Raw genomic sequence first — 17,626 nt, 5'->3', positions numbered from 1 at the left:
TCAGTGCTTACGCGCCGTCAGCAGCAGGGCGGGCAGCTTGACCCGGCCCTTGTCGTCGCTGGCGAAGTTGTGCTCGGGCAGATTCGGGACATCGGGCAGTTGCACCGCGACGAAAGCCGGCTGCACGTTCTCGATCGTCCAGACCCGTGACACTACCTCGCGAAGCTCGGCTTCGGTCACCAGATTGGGCACCGGGAACGGCGAATCCGGGGGGAGCGCATCGGTGGTGAACACCAGCATGTGCAGGACGGCGCCGGGTGCGGACACCGCGTGCACACCGCGCAGATAGTCCTCGCGCGCCTCGACCGGCAGCGAGTGGAACAGCGTGCAGTCGACGATGGTGTTGAACGGATCGCCGTCCACGGTGAGGGTGCGCAAATCGCCCTGCACGAAGCGCACATTGGTCAGCCCGCGCGCCGCGGCGGCGCGAGTTGCGGCGTCGATGGCGACGGTGGAGATGTCGGCGCCCACGACGTCGTACCCCGCCGCGGCCAGCGCCAGTGACACATCGCCGACGCCACAACCGGCGTCCAGGACCGGGCTGGTGATCTTGCCGGCCTCGATCAGCGCGGCGATCTCAGGCTGCGCCTCACCGATGTTCCACGGCGGGGGCCCCACGAAGATTCGGTCGGAGTACGCGGCATCCCAGTCCATCACTTCAGCCATAGCGCCAAAGCGTAGCGGGCCTCAGCGCAGATGTTCACCGAAGAAGCTCAGAATCCGTCGCCACGCGTCCTCGGCCTCCGGCTCGGAGTACTCCATGCCGGCGATCCGCTCAATCACCGTGAACGGCGCCGGGATGCCGAAGTCGTTCATGAAGCTGTGCCCGACGTTCTCGTATTCCTTGATATCGCGGGGCACCCCGCCGGCGGCGAGCACTGCCTCCAACGCGGCCGCCGTTCCGCTGCGTGCGATGCGGTCCTTCGCGCCGTAACTCGCCACCACGGGGCATGATTGGGCCAGCGCATCGATGTTCTTCGGATTCAGCCCGTAGTTCGGCGCGGTCGCGTCGAACAGTCCGCTGGGCGCGAGTTGCAGCACGAACCCCGCGCCCATGCAGAACCCCACCAGGCCGACCTTGCCGCTGCAGTTCGGGTCCGCCAGCAGGTGATCGCGCGCCGCGACGATGTCGTCGAAGCTGTCGCCGGTGCCCGCGAAGTGGCTGCGGATGGTCGCGAGCATGCAGGCAATCTTGAGTCCGCGACCGTACAGCGCGGGAGCGAGCGTCAGATACCCCGCCGCCGCGAGCCGGTCGCTGACGCGCCGGACGTCGGCGGTCATTCCGCGCACATCCTGCACCACGATGACGGCCGGCCACGGCCCCTCGGTGGCGGGTGTCGCAAGGTAGCCGGGCAAAGGACCGGCGGGAGCTGGGAAGGTGACCTTCGGCATGTGGGGTATCCCGTTGCAGTTGGGCGGATCTGATGGGTTCTGCGACGCCGGCACGGTGGCGGCAGTACACGCGCATTGAGAGTCCAGCGTGCCATACCGGCTCACCATAGAGTCGCATTGGAAAGCAAGTTGGTTGTATGGTCGAGGCCATGACGGCCTTCCTCCGGCCCGCGGCGCCGCCGGAGCCCACGAGTGTCGACCGGATTCGCGATGCCGCGGTGCGGACGCTGGCCGAGAAGGGCGTCGCGGCGACCACGCTGCGCGCCGTTGCCGAGGAGGCCGGTGTCTCGATCGGTCTGGTGCAGCACTACTTCCGCAACAAGGCCGGACTGGTCGCCGCCGTCGACGACTACGTGCTGCAGGTGTTCGGTGAGATCATCGAGGCCACCCCGGTATCGGAGATGACCAGCGAATACCTGGCGGATATGGGTGGCCGGTTCTCCCAGTTGCTCTACGAATATCCCGATCTGGTGAACTACATCGCGCATGCACTCGTCGAGGGAGACAAGATCGGGTCGGTCATCTTCGACGGACTGCTCCAGATCAGTGCGGCACAGGGTGAGAAATTCTCCGAGGCCGGTTTGACCCGCCCCCAGCTGGATCCGGTCTGGGGTGCGCTGAACCCGTTGATCCTGCGGGTCGGGGCGATGATCCTGCGACCGCACATCGAGCGCCATCTCCCCGAATCGTTTGTCACCCGTCCGCAACTGCAGCGCTGGGATGCCGCGGTGACGAGGCTGATCCGGGAGGGTCAGGTCCTCGACACCGCCGTCCTTGCCGCTGCCGACGATTGACCAACCGGCGAGCGTTGATCCCTGGTGCGGGTGTTCGTGGGGTACGTCCCACCAGGGATCAACGCGCAGTCACCCGCGCGCGGATCGGGCCGCCCGGCACCATCGTGAACGGCACCGCCAGCGGGAACTCGGCTTCCAGAGCGGTGATCCGGACATTGCGGATGATGGTGGCGATCGCCAGCGTGGCTTCCAGCATGGCGAAATGATCCCCGATGCAGGAGCGTGGCCCGCCGCCGAACGGTACGTATTGCCAGCGGTCGCGGTCCTTCGAGTTCTGCGGACTGAACCGGTCGGGATCGAACTGCAAGGGGTTGGTCCACAAGGTGGGGTCGCGCTGGACCGACATCCGGCCGAACACCAGCATGGTGCCCGCCGCGACCCGGTAGCCGGCGACCTCGACATCCCGTGTCGCCCTGCGCGAGCCGGTCGGTCCGGGCGGGCACAGTCGCAGCGCCTCCTTGATCACCTGCACGGTGTAGCCGAGGTTGCCGACATCCTCGGTGGTCAACCTCCGGTCACCGATCGCGGCGACCTCGGCGGCGACCCGATCCTGGATCTGCGGGTGGCGTCCCAGGGACCACAGGGTGTAGGTCAGGGTGGTCGCCGTGGTGTCCTGGCCGGCGAACAGGAAGATGATCATCTCGTCACGGATCTCGCTGTCCGACAGCGGCCGGCCGGTTTCCGGGTCGGTGGCGGCGATGAGCGCGTGCACCAACGGGGCGTCCAGGGTCGGGTCGGCGCGGCAGGCCGCGATGATCTCGTCGGCCAACCGGCGGATGGTCTCGGTGGCGGCCAGGGCACGGCGCCGTGCCGGCGTCGGCAGCCATGCCGGTGCCCGCAACGGTCGCAGGGCGCGGGCCACGGCGTAACCGGTGGCCACGCGCAGGGGTTCGGCCACGGCATCGGACCGTTCGTCCAGATCCAGCCCCAGCACCGAGCGGCCCAGCGCCCGCATGGACAGCAGCCGGGCCTGGCTGTCCAAATCGATCTCGCTGTCGGTGGGCCATGAGGCCGTGATCATCTCGGCAGCCTCTGCCATATGTCCGGCGAACGAGTCCACCCGTTGCTTGGTGAAAACCGGTTGCAGTGTGCGGCGCCGAGGTAGCCACTCGTCGTGCGGCAACACGAAGAGGTTTCCGCCGATGATGCTGCGCAGCTGTGCGGCGACCGCGCTCGTCTTGTCGATGGAACCGTCGCGGACGCTGACGATATCGCGTATTCCCTGAGGTGAGGTGGCGACCACGATGGGGGGCATGAGCCAGCGCGGGCCGAGAGTGAAGCGGGTCACCGGACCCCCCGCGTCACGCAGGATGTCGGTGCCGGTGTGGAAGTTGCGCAACGCGTCCCGTCTTTGCCGATATGGCAGGGGATTGAGGGGGGCAAGCGGTAGGTCGGCAACGGCGCGATCATGCGTGCTGTCGGGCAAAGACATACCTCCGTCGAGTCGGTCGCTACGCCCCCGCTGAATCGGTCTTAGTGTACGACTCGGATGAGTTCGCGCCGCGGCGCCAGACGATGACGAGGACAGCATGCCGATCGCTTACCGCGCACAGATTCTGGACCCGGCCGAGCCCGCGGATCGCACGGTCCTGGACTCGCTGCGCGCCGACCCGGGCATCGAGTTCCTCGATCACCATGGCTTGCAGCTGGCGAGCCTTCAGAAGTTGCGTCCGGCACCGGAGCAGGAACTGCTCGCCGAGCCCGCCAGATGGGCGTTCTATCCGTGGCGGCGTGCGGCCGTCGCGGTACTTGGGCCGCGCAGCTTTCGTACGCTGCGGCTGGACCGTAACCGCAACAGCATCACCGCCACCGAGCAGGATCGGCTCGGCGAGCTCTCGGTCGGCGTCGCCGGGCTGAGCGTCGGGCACATCATCGCGCACACGCTGGCGATGCAGGGAGTGTGCGGGAAACTGCGATTGGCCGATTTCGACGAGCTGGAGCTGTCGAACCTGAACCGGGTGCCGGCCACTGTCTTCGATCTGGGAGTCAACAAGGCCCATGTGGCGGCACGCCGGATCGCCGAAATCGATCCCTATCTGCCCGTCGAGGTCTTCGACACCGGGCTCAATGCCGACACCCTGGACGCGTTCGTCGAGAGTCTGGACATCGTGGTGGAGGAGTGCGACGCCCTGCACATCAAGGCCATCCTCAGGCTGGCGGCGCAGCAGCGGCGGATTCCGGTGCTGATGGCCACGAGCGACCGTGGGATCGTGGATGTGGAACGTTTCGACCACGAACCCGGCCGGCCGATCCTGCACGGACTGCTCGGGCAACTCGACATCGACCTGCTGCCCGGCATGACCAACCGGGAGAAGATCCCGCACATCCTGCGCCACCTGGAGGCCGACCGGCTGTCCGCGCGCATCGCGGCCTCGCTGATCGAGATCGACAAATCGTTGTCGACATGGCCGCAGACGGCCGCCGACGTGGGCATCGGGGCGTGCGCGCTGACCGAGGCCGTCCGCCGGATAGGCCTGGGCGAGGAGTTGCGTTCGGGTCGGACCCGCCTCGACATCGGATGGGCACTCGACCAGATCCATGAGCCGGAGATGGCCCATCACAGCGGTGATGACGCGGAGTGGATCGATTCACCTTCGGGCGCGGGCATTTCGGCGTGCACACCGGGGGACCTTGCGGGCGATCTCGCGGTGGCGGCCATGCGGGCACCCTCGGGCGGAAACGTCCAGCCGTGGCACATCGAGGTGCGCCCGGACGGGGTCGACATCGGGGTGGCACCGGCATACAAGTCGACGATGGACGTCGGATTCCGCGGCAGCGCGGTCGCGGTCGGCGCGGCCCTGCTGAACATCCGGATCGCCGCCGCCGCGCACGGCGCGCTCGGCGAGGTGACCGTCACCGAGGATGCCGGCGGGGTGCCGCTGCAGGCCCGTCTACATCTCGGGACGGGCACCGATGACGATCTGGCCGGACTGTTCGCGGCGATGATGTCGCGCGAGACCAACCGCCATCACGGCCAACCGCAACCCGTCGATCCCGACGTCGCCGCCGCATTGACCGCGGCCGCCGAACGGCAGGGTGGCCGCCTGCGGCTGCTCACCAGTCGTGCGGATCTGGACACGGTGGCAACAATTTTCGCTGCCGCGGACCGGATACGTTTCCTGACCGGACACCTGCACGCGGAGATGATCTCGGAACTGCGCTGGCCGGGAGATCCCGACCCGGACGCCGGTATCGACGTGCGCAACCTCGAGTTCGACGAGGGTGGCATGGCATTGCTGGGCGTGCTGCGACGGCCGGACGTGATGGCTCAGCTTGCCGAGTGGAAGGCCGGATCGGCGCTGGGTGACGACATGCGCGACCGTGTCCTGGCCAGCTCCGCTCTCGCGGTCATCAGCGTGCCGGGCCGCAATCTTCGCGATTACGCCATCGGCGGGTCCGCGGTGGAAGCCGTCTGGATCACGGCCCAGCAGCGGGGTTTCGGAGCCCAGCCGGTATCTCCGGCCTTCCTGTACGCGCAGACGGTGGAGGACCTGCATGAGCTGTCGCCGTCCTTCGCCGGTGAATTGGAGGAGCTGCAACAGGAATTCGATGCGTTGATCGGGCTCGGCGCCGACGAGTCGGTGGCGTTGACCCTGCGTCTGGCGGGCACCCCGCCGACGTCGCTGCCCAGCCGGCGCAGCCGGGACCGGCTCTCGCTGGTGATCTGACTCGATGCAGGAGGACACACGTTGAAACTGGACTTCGCACTGCGGTCTTGCGGTCTGCACGGGCACGCGACGTTCGCGCCCGATGAAGTCGAACTCGCCGATCGGCTGCGAGTCGACACCCCGGTCGGTGAGGCGTGGCGGTGCCTGCGCTGCGAGACGTTCGTCGTCGGCGCGCCCCGTGGGCGCGGGCCCGCCGACACCGCTCCGGAGGTGCCCCGCGGGCGGCTGCTGCGCGACCGCACGCTGATGCGGGCGCTCGCCGTCGAACGCGTGATCCGCGCGCTGATCATCCTGCTGGTCGCGGCAGGAGTATTCGAACTGCGCAGCGCCCGCACCGAACTGCAGCAGAAGTTCGAGGCCGAGCTCCCGTTGATCAGACCGCTGAGCGACCAGATCGGTTGGAACCTCGACGATTCCAAGATCGTCCAGCGCATCGGTGAGGTCTTCACGCTGTCGGAGACGACATTGTGGTGGATTGCGGCCGGGTTGGTCGCCTACGCGCTCATCGAGCTCGTCGAGGCGGTCGGGCTGTGGTCGATGAAGCGTTGGGGTGAGTACTTCGCGGTGGTGGCCACCAGTGCATTCCTCCCGCTGGAGATCTACGAATTGACCGAGAAGGTCACTACCCTGCGGCTGCTGGCGGTACTGATCAATATCGTGGCGGTGCTGTGGCTGTTGTGGAGTAAGCGGCTGTTCGGGCTCAACGGCGGAGGGCGGGCCTATCTGGCCGAGCACCACACCGAGAGCCTGCTCAGCGTCGAGCGGGCCGGCTTGAACAAGGCTTGACCGGCCGGCGCGCTACCGCTGTACCGCCTCTCGCAGCACCGATTTGGCGATCTTGCCGTTGCTCGTCAACGGCAGTTCGTCGACGAACAGCACCCGCCGGGGCCGCTTGAAGCCGGCCAGGTGCGCCCGCACGTGGGCGATCAGCTCATCGGCACTGGGGTGTGACGCGGCACTGGGCACCACGACCGCGCAGACCGCCTCCCCCCAGTACTCGTCGGGCACGCCGATGACGGCGGTCTGCGCCACACCCGGGTGCAGCGAGAGCACATCTTCGACTTCGCGCGAGGACACATTCTCCCCGCCGGTGATGATGATGTCCTTGAGACGGTCGGTCACCACCAGGCGGCCGCAATCGTCGAGGTACCCGGCGTCGCCGGTGTGCAACCAGCCATCGATGGTCACCGGACCGTCCGGCCAGTACCGCGCGGCGACCTGGGCTCCGCGCACCAGGATCTCACCGTCGGAGGCGATGCGGATGCACACCTCGTCATGCGGGTGGCCCGCGCTGCGCAACACCTCCGGGTCGCCGGAAAGGTGCTCGGTCGGCCCGAGAAAGGTTATGTTGCCGCCGGTTTCGGTCATGCCGTAGCCCTGGTGGAATGCGACACCGAGCCGGTCCACGGCGCGACGCAGCAGCGCGGCCGGAATCGCGGCGGACCCGTAGGAGATGTCGCGCAGGGTCGGCAACTCGGTCGGCGCATCCTGCAGATGCTCGAGCAGACTGTGCAGCATCGTCGGGGCCAGGGAGCATGAGGTCACCCCGTGGGCGTTGACCGCTGCAACGAAGAACTCCGGTCGGAAGGCGGGCACCGGCAGCACCGTCGCGGCGACGCTATGGTGCACCAGCATGTTGTAGCCGGCGATGTGGCACATCGGGAACGGCAGCAGGTAGACCCCGCCCGGACGCACCGAGCGGCCCGCGACCGTGCCGCGCACCGCGGTGGTGACGGAGCGGTGGCTGTGCAGGACACCCTTGGGTGTGCCGGTGGAGCCGCTGGTGAACAGCAACCACGCGGGATCGTCAGGCTGCACCGCGACATCCGGTGACGTTGCCGAATGCTGTTGCCAGAGCGGCCCACCGAAGGTCACGATGTCGTGCGCGGCATCGCCGAGCGGTTCGAGATAGCGGGCGTCGCCCACCACCAGGGCGGGCCGGACCCGGCGCAACTGGTCGAGGTGCTCGGCAACGCTCAACCGCTGATTGATCAGGGTGAGGATGCGGCCGCTGCGTGGTACCGCGTAGTAGAGGCGCGCATAGTCGGCGCTGTTGTCGGCGAGCACCGCGATGCGGTCACCGGGGCGGCTGCGCTCGGTGATCCAGGATGCGCGCTCTTGTACTTGGAAGTCGAACTGGGCGAACGAGACCACGGTGCCGTCGGGTTCGATGAGGGCGGCACGGTCCGGTGCCGTGCCGGCTGCGGCGGTCACCAGGTCGTGGATGAGATCGGTGGTCATGTGCCGGTGACGTTACGCAAGCGCGCGCGGCCGGGTTCAGTCGGTGTCGGGCAGGATCAGCGCGAGCATGGTGTCCAGCCGGTCGGCCATCGCGTGATAGCTCATCACGCTGGTCTGCACCTGGAGCAGCGCGCCCCAGAACATGGTCTGCACGGTATCGAGCACCTCGGGCCAGGCCCCCATGCCGAGCGCGGCGGCGGTCCGCCGATGCACTTCGGCGGCCACCCGGGTGCGCACAGCGGCCACCGCAGCGTCACCGTCGCGCAGAAGTGCGCGTGCACAGGCCGCGGCCAGCAGCGGTTCGTCGGCCAGCACCAGCGTCACGGCCCGCAGTTGGGCACTGACCCGGGCTCGGGCGCCGGCGCGGGGGTCGACGGTCAACGGCAGTTCGTAGACGCGGTTGAGGTACAGCTCGGCGAACATCGCGTCGATGGACGCGAAATGCGCCGACACGGTGGACGGGTCGATACGGGCCCTGGCGGCCAGCTCGGCCATGGACAGTTCGGCCACGGCTGGCTCGGGGCGGGCACCGACGATCGCGGCCGCGGCACCGAACACCTGTCGGTGGGTGTGCTTGCGGCGGTGCGCCGGATCCTGCAGATAGGTGACCTCAGCCACCACGGGGCTGGACATGTGTCCAAGGTATAGCCAGTGCGGTCGATTGGCAACAGTCGGCCGAATAGCCCGCATATCCAGCGTATATCCGCCGGATTTGACGGTCCGCGGTGTGAGCATGTGCGGTGCGGTTGGTTCCCGGGCTGGCAAAATCGGACAAGTGTCCAGTAACCTCCGACTAGGACGATACCGAGCCGAAGGGGATGCCATGGCCTACGTGATCACGCAGAACTGCTGCAAGGACGCCAGCTGCGTGCCCGTCTGCCCGGTCGACTGCATCCGTCCGGTGCACGGCGGCGCGGCGGACATGCTTTACATCGACCCGCAATCGTGTATCGACTGTGGGGCCTGTTTCGACGAGTGTCCCGTCGGCGCGATCCACTACGAGGAGGATCTACCCGCCGGGCAGGAGCGTTTCAAGGACATCAATGCCGCGTACTTCACCCGGCATCCGCTGGAAGCCGACACCACGGCGGCGCCGCCGTCCCGTCCCGGCGTCGCACCCGGTGAGCTGCGGGTTGCGGTGGTGGGCGCGGGCCCGGCAGCCTGCTACGCCGCGGCCGAACTGATCGATATCGACGGGGTCGAGGTGAACCTGTTCGAGCGGCTGCCCACCCCGTTCGGGCTGATCCGCGCCGGCGTTGCGCCCGATCATCAGCACACCAAAGCGCTGGTCGGCATTTTCGAACGGATCTTCGCCAATCCGCGATTGGGGTGTCACCTCGGCGTCGAAATCGGGCGTGACCTCAGTCATGACGACCTGCTCGCCCATCACCATGCGGTCATCTACGCGGTCGGCGCGGGAACCAGCCGCCAACTGGGCATCCCAGGGGAGCACCTGCCGGGCAGTCATCCGGCCGCCGATTTCGTCGGCTGGTACAACGGGCATCCCGACCATGCCGGGCGCACATTCGATCTCGGCACCGAACGCGCCGTGATCGTCGGCAACGGCAACGTGGCCCTCGATGTCGCGCGGATACTGCTGACGGACCAGCCGAGGTTGAGCGCGACCGATATCGCCGAGCACGCACTGGAATCACTGCGGGACAGCCTGATCCGTGAAGTCGTCATCCTGGGCCGACGGGGTGTCGCCGACGCGGCCTTTTCGGTGGGCGAGTTCCTTGCCCTGGGCCACCTCGACGGTGTCGATGTCATCATCGACGGGCCACTGGAGGATCCGGCGGAGGGCACCGACCTGTGGGCCACCCTGAAACTGGATATCGCGCGCGAGTACGCCGAGCGTCCGGTGACTCCGGGCAACAAGCGCATCGTGTTCCGCTTCATGACCAGTCCGGTGGAGATCGTCGGCCAGGACGCGGTCCAGGCACTGCGCACGACCGGCGGCGACCTGGATACCGGATTGGTGCTGCGCTCCATCGGGTACCGCGGTAGCGCGATCGACGGTCTGCCGTTCGACGAGGCCGCGGGCCTGGTGCCCAACGTGGCCGGACGTGTCGACGGTGTGCCCGCCACCTTCGTCACGGGATGGATCAAACGCGGACCGCGCGGGGTCATCGGCACCAACCGGACCTGCGCTGAGGAAACCGTGAGCCAACTGTGGCGTGATCACCTCGAGGGCACTCTGGACCGACATGTGCGCGGTCCGGACGCACTGCGGAAACTGCTGCAGGACAGGGGAGTCCAGGCCATAGATTGGCAGGGATGGCGGGCCATCGACACCGCCGAACGCGAGCGCGGCGCCGCCGCGTCGCGGCCCCGGGTGAAGTTCATCGGGATACCGGAGATGCGCACCGCGGCGCTCCGGTCCACCTAGCGGGATGCGGGGGTGTTGGCGTCCTCGCGGAATACGCTGGGACGCGGCAGCATCCAGCGGTAGACGGTGACACCCGGCAGCATGGCCGGCCACAGCGCGCCGAATACCACGCTCACGACGATCAGGGCCGCGTTGACACGGTGGCCGGTGGATCGGATGACTCGCCAGAACCAGGCACCACTGCAACCGCCCACCAGCAGGTAGGCGGCTATGGTCAATGCCGAAATCTCCATACCAAGATCAGCGTACCGTCCGGATGGCGGCGGTCGCGGCACCGTGCACGGCGTCAGCAGGTCTTCACAGCCGCTGCCCCAGGCCACGGGATGCCGCTCACCGCTGGACGGTCGCCAGCACAGCGTCATTCGTATCGACCACGTTGAGCGTGCGCAACTCCGGCAGTTGTATCGAGGTGGCCCCCTGCACCACCCCCTTGCCGGACGGCATGCCCGCCCAGTTGGCCGCCGGCTGCATCGTGCCTTGACCATCCATCGTCCGCAGGGTGAAAACACCTTCGCGCGGTAGCTTTTCGAAGTCGATCGATATCGCGGTGCCCCAGGGCTTCGCTGTCAGCGTCACCCGGCCCGCGACGTCCCCGCTGACTTCTTGCACCGCGTAGGTGTGAGTCACTGTTGGCTCGGGCGGCCCGATGACGGTGACGGTAGCGATACCCACGGCAACTGCGGCGGCGCTGGCGAGGGCGGCTCCTGATATCCACCATCGGCGGGCGCTGCGTGACCTTGGTGTCGGGCTGTCGTCGACTACCAGATCTGCGGGGTCGACTTTCGCCAGCAATGCCGATACTCCTGCGTAGTCGGCACCCTCACGTTGACACTGCGAACATCCGCGGAGGTGCGCTTCGAACTGCCGCCGCTCGGCGGGATCGAGACCGCCGAGGATGTAGGCACCGAGCAGAACATGTGGGTCATCGTTCATAGCAGCCCCATCTCGTCGAAGACCGCACGCAGCGCCCGCACGGCGTGGTAGCTGCGTGACTTGATCGTGCCCACCGCGACACCGAGCCGATCGGCGGCCTGCGCGAGCGTCATATCGTCGAAGTACAACGCTTTGATGACCGCACGGTGGTCGGCGCTGAGCCGGCGCATCGACTCGGCGAGCAGAATTCGCTGCAACGAGGCGTCGACGCCGTCGTCGGTCGCGATAGCAGTGTCCCGGTCGGTCAGCACTTCTGGGCGTCGGGATCGCGCACGCCACTGGTCGATCACGGCGTTGTGGGCGATGGAGAACAGGAACGAACGCGGGTTACCGCCGGCGGTGTCGATCTTGTCGACGTTGCGCCACGCCCGAGTGAAGGTCTCTTGCACGATGTCCTCACGGTGTTGCGGATCGACGACGTAGCCGGCGACGAAGCGGCGAACGGCGTCGCCGTGGGCGAGATACAGCGTGGTCAACACGCGACCGTCGGCAGCGCGACCCGCGGCTACTGCGGGCCCGCGACGTGGACGACGCATTGGCATCGCTCAGATCCGCCGCACGTCGGGTGCTGCGTGTGTCGGGTTCACAACCCATGTCTACGCCGCCGACCGATGAATGGTTCATCACCGGGAACCGACGGTGCTCCACCGGCGTGCCGCCATCCGCGCGAGCATCCCGTCCCGCAGCGTCACGGCGTGCAGCAGGACCGCCGAAACGTGCGCAGAGATCAGCGCTACCAGGGCATATGCCAGCACCGAGTGACCATTGCGCAGCAGCGCGTACAGGCCCGCGTCCACCGGGGCGATCGGGGGGAGCGCGATGGGGCCGACGGTGACCGGAACGCCGGCGGCCGACAGCATGCTCCAGCCCAGCAATGGCTGTGCCAGCAGCAACGCGTAGAACGCCACCTCCGATCCGAGAATGACGCGACGCTCCCACCGGCCCACGGTCGAGGGCATGGCCGGCGCGCGGCGGCGTACGCGGTTGGCGATCCGGATGATGGTGATCACCAGGATCAACGCCCCGATGGTCGTGTGCACGGCCAGCAGCACGGTGCGGTCCGCGAGCGCGTTGGCCAACGCGAAGCCGACGATCAGTGCGGTGAAGACCAGCGCGGCAGTGAGCCAGTGCAGGACACGGACGGACGGGCTGTACCGATTGACGGTGGGTTCGTCGGTCATCGCGACACCGCGCCGGCCTCGACCGCAGGCGTGCCTGACGTTTCGCCGGCCCGTCGCCGGAAGGAGGCCGCATACACCGCCGACCGAGCCGACAGCAGCGGGTCATCGGACGGTTCGATGCCGTCCGGAAGCACCAACGGATCGAAGTTGATATCGCGGGCATTGCCGCGGCGCTCGGGCTCGACTGCATCGAGCACGACGGTGCCGGCGTCCACCACCCGCCGCTCGGGTGGCCACGCGACCGTGGCGTCGTTGGGGTCATCCTGGGGTTCGGCGACGGTCAGCATCAACCGCCAGCGCAACGGGTTTCGGCGAATGGCGGTGATGAGATCATCGAACATCCAGTTCGGTCCGGCACCGGATGCGGCAGCCGTGCCGATGGGCTGCATCGGCACCAGTGACCACCGGACCGGGGTGGCATTCCCGGCGGTGTCGGCGAACAGAAACGCGTTGAGTCCGCGGTAGGTGCTGTCGGCGAAACCCGACGTCGGTGGCTGTGCCTTGATCACGTCCCGCGCGCGGGCGGCCTCCGGGTGGGCGGCCAAGAACTGGGTCATTGCGTCGGGATCGGGCTTACCGGTGTCGGCGGCGGGTTTCGACGCGAGCAATTGGTCGTAGAAACCTTGAGGCGAGTTGACGGTAAAGACAGGGATATTCAGCATCGCGGTGCGCCACTGTCCGGATCCGGGATAGCCGAAGGCCAGTGCCAGACCGCGATTCGCCCCCGCGGTATCGGCCACGGTGGGATTGCCGCCCGGCAGCGAGAATCGGCCGACCAGCTTGGTGCGGCCGGGACGCAGCACCGCCGCCCGGCTCAGATCCGCGCCGTTGCCGTTGGACTCGAAATACCCGGTCACCGACACACCCTTGGCGTGATTGCGGCGAAAGCCGCGGTGCACGCCGTTGACGTGCTGAAAGGCGTCGATGAACGACTGCGGCGTCAACCGCCCACCGGAACCCACCGGTCCACGGGCATAGGCCACCGAGCCCAGATGAAGGGCGAGGAAACCGCCGATCGCGGCGGCGCCGAGCAGCACGCTGCGACGATCGATCGCAGAATCGGCCCACGATGGCGGGATCAATTTCGCTCGTGCCTTCAAGATCTCTTCCCCTTCGCCTTCGACGCCTCGACACCGGGATGTACGTCGGCGAGGTCTGGGGGGTTCATCCGAATTCCGCCGGTGTCGGCGGCTCTCATGACCGGAGCGCTATTAAGCTCGTCCGATGGATCCGGAGAAGCGGCTGGTCATCAGGATCAACTCGAACACCAAGATGTCCCGCGGCAAGGCAGCCGCGCACGCCGTGCATGCGGCATTGAAGCTGTACGGCATCGAGTACGACCACCCCGTCATCGTCATCGGCGGCAAACCCGACGAGATCTTGGCCCAGACCGTGCACGTCCGCGATGCCGGCCGCACCGAACTCTCGCCGGGCACCCTGACCGCGGGAGCGAGCTGGGAGTATGCGCCCCGTGCCGACTAGGGACGGGTCAGCGCGGCGTACCGGGCGACATGATGGTCGGTGGAACCGAATTCGTACTGGAGTGCGGTCAGCCGCTTGAAGTAGTGCCCGATCGCGAGTTCCTCGGTCATGCCCATGCCACCGTGTAACTGCACCGCATTCTGGCCGATGAATCGGGCCGCACGGCCGACGGTTGCCTTGGCCGCCGACACCGCGCGGGCGCGCTGCCGGGCATCGACATCCAGGTTCAGGGCGGCGAGATACACCGCGGCCACGGCCTGCTCGAGTTCCATGTGCATGTCGACCATGCGATGCTGCAGGACCTGGAAGGATCCGATCGGGGCGCCGAACTGCTGTCGCTGCTTGCAGTACTCGACAGTGTCGCCCAACACCTTTCGCATGTTCCCCACCGCTTCGGCGGCCACCGCGGCGGCGCCCTCGTCGCGAGCCTGTGCCACCGATTCCCAGGCGCCGCCATCGGCGCCCAGCAGCGCGGCGCGCACATCGTGCAGGTGCACATCGGCGGCCCGCCGGTCGTCGATGGTGCGATACCCGTGCAGGGCCAGGCCGGGCGCCGCGTCGGCCAGGTCGACGAGGAACAACGACAGGCCCGCCGCTGTGCTGGCGGTGACAAGCAGATGCGTCGCCAGTGGCGCGTGCGGCACCACGATCTTGCTGCCGTTGAGCAGCCAGTGGTCACCATCGGGACGCGCCGTGCTGTGGGCATCCTGCCAGCGGTCACCCGACTGCGCTTCGGTCGCCGCGAGCACCACGATGGCCTCGCCGGTGGCCACCTTCTCGAGCAGGGCGTCGGCGAGCGGGCTACGCGCCCGCCGCAATAGCCCGCCGGCCACCACGATGGCGTCGACGTAAGGCTCGATGACCAGCGCCCGGCCCAGTTCCTCGGCGATCACCATGACTTCCACTGGGCCGCCGCCGATCCCGCCGACCTCCTCCGGCAGGGCCGCGCCGAGGATGCCGAGATCCTCGGCGAACGCACGCCAGATCTCCGGCTGCCAGCCGGGGCCCGACTTGGCGGCCGTGCGGCTGGATTCCAGCCCGTAGCGTGTGGACAGGAACTTGGCGAGCCCATCACGAAGCAGTTGTTGTTCGTCGGAAAGCGTGAAGTCCATTTACAGTCCCAACTCTGCCTTGGCGAGGATGTTGCGCTGAATCTCGTTGCTGCCGGCGTAGATCGACCCGGCTCTGTCGTTGAAATAGCGCAGCGGCGCGACCGCTTGCCACGGTTCGCCGGTGACGTATCCGTCGGCCGGCGGTTCGAATTCGGCGATCGGACCGCCAGGGCAGGCGGCGTGCGGTTGGTATGCGCGGCCCCGTGGCCCGGCCGCCTCCATCGCGAGTTCGGTGAGGGTCTGGCTCAACTCGGTCGAGATCACCTTCAACATCGATGACGCCGCCCCGGGGTGCCCACCGCCGGCCAGCGCGGCCAGCACCCGATGTTCCAGGATCTCCAGCACCTCGGTGCGGATGCGAGCGTCGGCCAGCTTGCGGGAGAAGGCGGCATCATCGATCAACACGCCGCCGCCGGGGCCGGGCTGCTCGGCGGCCACGGCCGCGATGTTCTCGGCCATCACCTGCAGCGCCGGTGCGGTCGCGTCGCCGCCGCGCTCGAATTCGAGCAGGTACTTCGCAACCGTCCAGCCGTCGTCGATGGTGCCGAGGACATTGGCCTTGGGGACGCGTACCTCGTCGAAGAACACCTGGCTCTGGACCTCCTCGCCGGAGGTCATGACCAGCGGTCTGATCTCGATTCCCGGGGAGGTCATGTCGATCAGCAGGAAGGTGATGCCCTGCTGCTTCTTGCCGGTGCGTGAGGTGCGCACCAGGGCGAACATCCAGTTCGCTTCGGTGGCGTGGGTTGTCCAGATCTTGCTGCCGGTGCAGACCAGGTGGTCACCGTCGTGAACGGCGGCCATGGTCAACGCGGCGAGGTCTGATCCCGCCTCGGGTTCGGAGTAGCCCTGGCAGAAGAACACCTCGCCGGTGAGGATGCGCGGCAGGTAGAAATCCTTCTGCGCCGTCGTGCCGAACTTGATGATCGCGTGGGCGACCATTCGGATGCCCATCGGTGACAGGGAAGGCGCCCCGGCCAGTTGCGACTCCCGGCTGAAGATGTAGTGCTGGGTCAGGGTCCAGTCACACCCGCCGTACTCGACCGGCCACGCGGGGGCGGCCCAGCCCCGCTCATGTAAGACCGCCTGCCACGCCAGGCTTGCCTCGTGGTCGCTGTACACGCTGGTCATCAGGCGTCCGGCCCGACGGATCTCCGGTGTCAGCCGGTCCGCCAGAAACTGTCGTACTTCGTCGCGGAACGCGGAGTCCGCTTCCGACCAGCTCAGGTCCATGAGCGCCCACCTTCCCGTTGCTGTCTAACTTAGCTATATAAGTAGCAGCTGGATCGCCGGTTGTGAAATCTGCGGGTGATCCCCGGTCGGGCCGCGCGGACCCCAGGGTGGGCCGGGTCCGTATCGCCTTCCCGTCGCCGCAGGTCGTGGCACGTTTCTGCGGTGATAAGGTGGGGTGTTGCCGTCTTTCGCGCCGGCAAACCCCTCGGAATGTCCAGGTGTACTGCCGCTGGTGTCGTCACATGACGTCGAAACTCTGCGGCGCGCCCGGTCGACACGGACACAAAGAGTGCGCTCGGCCGGTCTCAGAGATGGTTTCTGGCGGGCCGCGAGGGTGACACAGCTACTAAGAGGTTGATAACGGAGTATGTGGGACGAGATTGCCGACGTGGTGACGGTGGGCGCCGGACCCGCAGGTCTGGCATGCGCGGTCGCGGCGGTGGACGCCGAGCTCGAGGTGTTGGTGACCTCGCCGGGCACCGGCACGCCGGCGGGTCCGGTACCGGTCGCCGAGGGCATCCGCGGTTGGTTTCCCGACGTCTCCGACGCCGAGACCGTGGAGTACTTCGACGCACTCGTCGAGGAACTCCCGGCGGTGCAGGTACCCGGTGATGCCGAGGCGCTTCAGATTCGTGCCCTGCACGAGGTGACGGCCGACACGTCCCGACGGGCGCACGTCGAGACCTTCGTGGGGGCGCGGCTCGGTGTCTGGGCAGCGAACTGCATCGCGTCACCGTACGGACTGCTGTTCACCCGGGTGGAGCACTGGCCCACCACCACCATGCGTGCGTCGACCGGTGCGTCGTTCCAGGTAGCCGCCCTCGACGAGTCCGCGGGCGTGCCGCCGGCGAGCTCATTCACCGACCGGCTGCAGACCCTGGTGGCCGACCGGGACGTCGACGTGCTCGACAACCATCCGCTGCAGCGTCTCGTGTTCGAAGAGGGGCGCATCGTGGGCGTGGTCTTCGATTCGCCCGACGGACCGTGGGCGGTGCGGGCCCGCGTGGGAATAGCGCTGACCCCACCGCCGTGCCCGCCCGATACCCGGCCGCTCGGCGCGGACACGCGTATCGCTCTCGTCGGGCTGACGGGCAGCCGGTTCGGCCGTGTCGAGGTGCTCAGCACGGCCGATGCGCCCGCCGCGGTGTCCACCGCTTAGCGTCTTGCGGCGCCAGTTCGTGCGTGTCTTGACGATGCCCGA

The 17,626-nt window shown here is 67.7% G+C and carries 18 protein-coding genes; 6 read left to right on the top strand and 12 right to left on the bottom strand.

Features of this window, described 5'->3' with window-relative positions:
• Together A7U43_RS21430 and A7U43_RS21425 are read right to left on the bottom strand one after the other, a co-directional pair.
• The gene (locus A7U43_RS21430; RefSeq protein ID WP_231963371.1) at positions 1-666 is read right to left on the bottom strand and encodes an SAM-dependent methyltransferase; all 666 of its coding nucleotides are present in this window, start codon (positions 664-666) and stop codon (positions 1-3) included.
• 21 nt (positions 667-687) lie between these two features.
• Complete coding sequence (locus A7U43_RS21425) at positions 688-1,392, bottom strand: dienelactone hydrolase family protein (RefSeq protein ID WP_067999206.1); 705 nt, start codon at positions 1,390-1,392, stop codon at positions 688-690.
• A gap of 149 nt (positions 1,393-1,541) precedes the next feature.
• Between A7U43_RS21425 and A7U43_RS21420 the strand changes: the two genes are divergently transcribed.
• Positions 1,542-2,186, top strand: coding sequence for a TetR/AcrR family transcriptional regulator (locus A7U43_RS21420; protein WP_068003339.1), 645 nt, complete (start codon positions 1,542-1,544; stop codon positions 2,184-2,186).
• Between the two features lie 58 nt (positions 2,187-2,244).
• Here A7U43_RS21420 and A7U43_RS21415 read toward each other — a convergent pair whose 3' ends face one another.
• Positions 2,245-3,618, bottom strand: a complete 1,374-nt coding sequence (locus A7U43_RS21415) for a cytochrome P450 (protein ID WP_067999204.1) — start codon at positions 3,616-3,618, stop codon at positions 2,245-2,247.
• Between the two features lie 97 nt (positions 3,619-3,715).
• Here A7U43_RS21415 and A7U43_RS21410 point away from each other — a divergent pair, with 97 nt between their 5' ends.
• Together A7U43_RS21410 and A7U43_RS21405 are read left to right on the top strand one after the other, a co-directional pair.
• The gene (locus tag A7U43_RS21410) at positions 3,716-5,854 is read left to right on the top strand and encodes an Rv1355c family protein (protein WP_067999202.1); all 2,139 of its coding nucleotides are present in this window, start codon (positions 3,716-3,718) and stop codon (positions 5,852-5,854) included.
• Between the two features lie 27 nt (positions 5,855-5,881).
• Positions 5,882-6,640 (top strand): DUF2127 domain-containing protein, encoded by a 759-nt coding sequence (locus A7U43_RS21405; RefSeq protein WP_068003336.1) that lies wholly within the window; start codon positions 5,882-5,884, stop codon positions 6,638-6,640.
• Between the two features lie 12 nt (positions 6,641-6,652).
• On the opposite strand, the gene A7U43_RS21400 is transcribed toward A7U43_RS21405, so the two are convergent.
• Positions 6,653-8,095: an AMP-binding protein gene (locus tag A7U43_RS21400; protein WP_067999200.1), complete on the bottom strand. Its 1,443-nt coding sequence runs from the start codon at positions 8,093-8,095 to the stop codon at positions 6,653-6,655.
• 36 nt (positions 8,096-8,131) lie between these two features.
• Positions 8,132-8,728: a TetR/AcrR family transcriptional regulator gene (locus A7U43_RS21395; RefSeq protein ID WP_067999197.1), complete on the bottom strand. Its 597-nt coding sequence runs from the start codon at positions 8,726-8,728 to the stop codon at positions 8,132-8,134.
• Between the two features lie 190 nt (positions 8,729-8,918).
• Between A7U43_RS21395 and A7U43_RS21390 the strand changes: the two genes are divergently transcribed.
• Positions 8,919-10,484 (top strand): 4Fe-4S binding protein, encoded by a 1,566-nt coding sequence (locus tag A7U43_RS21390; RefSeq protein ID WP_067999194.1) that lies wholly within the window; start codon positions 8,919-8,921, stop codon positions 10,482-10,484.
• On the opposite strand, the gene A7U43_RS21385 is transcribed toward A7U43_RS21390, so the two are convergent.
• The 5 genes from A7U43_RS21385 to A7U43_RS21365 all read right to left on the bottom strand — a co-directional run bounded on the left by A7U43_RS21385 (position 10,481) and on the right by A7U43_RS21365 (position 13,635).
• Entirely contained in the window at positions 10,481-10,717 is a 237-nt protein-coding gene (locus A7U43_RS21385) for a hypothetical protein (protein WP_067999192.1), read from the bottom strand. The two genes, A7U43_RS21390 and A7U43_RS21385, sit on opposite strands and share 4 nt — an antisense overlap.
• A gap of 97 nt (positions 10,718-10,814) precedes the next feature.
• Positions 10,815-11,417: an anti-sigma factor family protein gene (locus A7U43_RS21380; RefSeq protein WP_067999190.1), complete on the bottom strand. Its 603-nt coding sequence runs from the start codon at positions 11,415-11,417 to the stop codon at positions 10,815-10,817.
• Positions 11,414-11,896 (bottom strand): sigma-70 family RNA polymerase sigma factor, encoded by a 483-nt coding sequence (locus A7U43_RS21375; protein ID WP_231963370.1) that lies wholly within the window; start codon positions 11,894-11,896, stop codon positions 11,414-11,416. Before A7U43_RS21375 ends, A7U43_RS21380 begins: the two co-directional genes overlap by 4 nt.
• Positions 11,897-12,040: 144 nt before the next feature.
• Positions 12,041-12,598, bottom strand: coding sequence for a cytochrome b (locus A7U43_RS21370; RefSeq protein WP_067999185.1), 558 nt, complete (start codon positions 12,596-12,598; stop codon positions 12,041-12,043).
• Positions 12,595-13,635, bottom strand: a complete 1,041-nt coding sequence (locus A7U43_RS21365) for a catalase family peroxidase (protein WP_335582824.1) — start codon at positions 13,633-13,635, stop codon at positions 12,595-12,597. Before A7U43_RS21365 ends, A7U43_RS21370 begins: the two co-directional genes overlap by 4 nt.
• A 187-nt stretch (positions 13,636-13,822) precedes the next feature.
• Between A7U43_RS21365 and A7U43_RS21360 the strand changes: the two genes are divergently transcribed.
• A complete protein-coding gene (locus A7U43_RS21360) occupies positions 13,823-14,080 on the top strand; it encodes a hypothetical protein (RefSeq protein WP_067999183.1) in 258 nt (85 codons plus the stop codon).
• On the opposite strand, the gene A7U43_RS21355 is transcribed toward A7U43_RS21360, so the two are convergent.
• Positions 14,077-15,192 (bottom strand): acyl-CoA dehydrogenase family protein, encoded by a 1,116-nt coding sequence (locus A7U43_RS21355; RefSeq protein WP_067999181.1) that lies wholly within the window; start codon positions 15,190-15,192, stop codon positions 14,077-14,079. The two genes, A7U43_RS21360 and A7U43_RS21355, sit on opposite strands and share 4 nt — an antisense overlap.
• Positions 15,193-16,425, bottom strand: a complete 1,233-nt coding sequence (locus A7U43_RS21350; protein ID WP_067999179.1) for an acyl-CoA dehydrogenase family protein — start codon at positions 16,423-16,425, stop codon at positions 15,193-15,195. It lies immediately after the preceding gene.
• A 367-nt stretch (positions 16,426-16,792) separates the two neighbouring features.
• On the opposite strand from A7U43_RS21350, the gene A7U43_RS21345 reads away from it, so the two are divergent.
• A complete protein-coding gene (locus A7U43_RS21345) occupies positions 16,793-17,584 on the top strand; it encodes an FAD-binding protein (RefSeq protein WP_067999178.1) in 792 nt (263 codons plus the stop codon).
• Positions 17,585-17,626 lie beyond the last annotated feature (42 nt).

It is taken from the genome of Mycobacterium adipatum (assembly GCF_001644575.1).
GTDB lineage: Bacteria > Actinomycetota > Actinomycetes > Mycobacteriales > Mycobacteriaceae > Mycobacterium > Mycobacterium adipatum.
Note: the sequence above shows the minus strand (reverse complement) of the source record. Positions and strands in the feature narration are given on the sequence as shown.

Bases quoted from the DNA above. Each gene is read 5' to 3' on its own strand.
- A7U43_RS21430 (WP_231963371.1), bottom strand. From the start codon at position 666: ATGGCTGAAGTGATGGACTGGGATGCCGCGTACTCCGACCGAATCTTC.
- A7U43_RS21425 (WP_067999206.1), bottom strand. From the start codon at position 1,392: ATGCCGAAGGTCACCTTCCCAGCTCCCGCCGGTCCTTTGCCCGGCTAC.
- A7U43_RS21420 (WP_068003339.1), top strand. From the start codon at position 1,542: ATGACGGCCTTCCTCCGGCCCGCGGCGCCGCCGGAGCCCACGAGTGTC.
- A7U43_RS21415 (WP_067999204.1), bottom strand. From the start codon at position 3,618: ATGTCTTTGCCCGACAGCACGCATGATCGCGCCGTTGCCGACCTACCG.
- A7U43_RS21410 (WP_067999202.1), top strand. From the start codon at position 3,716: ATGCCGATCGCTTACCGCGCACAGATTCTGGACCCGGCCGAGCCCGCG.
- A7U43_RS21400 (WP_067999200.1), bottom strand. From the start codon at position 8,095: ATGACCACCGATCTCATCCACGACCTGGTGACCGCCGCAGCCGGCACG.
- A7U43_RS21395 (WP_067999197.1), bottom strand. From the start codon at position 8,728: ATGTCCAGCCCCGTGGTGGCTGAGGTCACCTATCTGCAGGATCCGGCG.
- A7U43_RS21390 (WP_067999194.1), top strand. From the start codon at position 8,919: ATGGCCTACGTGATCACGCAGAACTGCTGCAAGGACGCCAGCTGCGTG.
- A7U43_RS21385 (WP_067999192.1), bottom strand. From the start codon at position 10,717: ATGGAGATTTCGGCATTGACCATAGCCGCCTACCTGCTGGTGGGCGGT.
- A7U43_RS21380 (WP_067999190.1), bottom strand. From the start codon at position 11,417: ATGAACGATGACCCACATGTTCTGCTCGGTGCCTACATCCTCGGCGGT.
- A7U43_RS21370 (WP_067999185.1), bottom strand. From the start codon at position 12,598: ATGACCGACGAACCCACCGTCAATCGGTACAGCCCGTCCGTCCGTGTC.
- A7U43_RS21360 (WP_067999183.1), top strand. From the start codon at position 13,823: ATGGATCCGGAGAAGCGGCTGGTCATCAGGATCAACTCGAACACCAAG.
- A7U43_RS21355 (WP_067999181.1), bottom strand. From the start codon at position 15,192: ATGGACTTCACGCTTTCCGACGAACAACAACTGCTTCGTGATGGGCTC.
- A7U43_RS21350 (WP_067999179.1), bottom strand. From the start codon at position 16,425: ATGGACCTGAGCTGGTCGGAAGCGGACTCCGCGTTCCGCGACGAAGTA.
- A7U43_RS21345 (WP_067999178.1), top strand. From the start codon at position 16,793: ATGTGGGACGAGATTGCCGACGTGGTGACGGTGGGCGCCGGACCCGCA.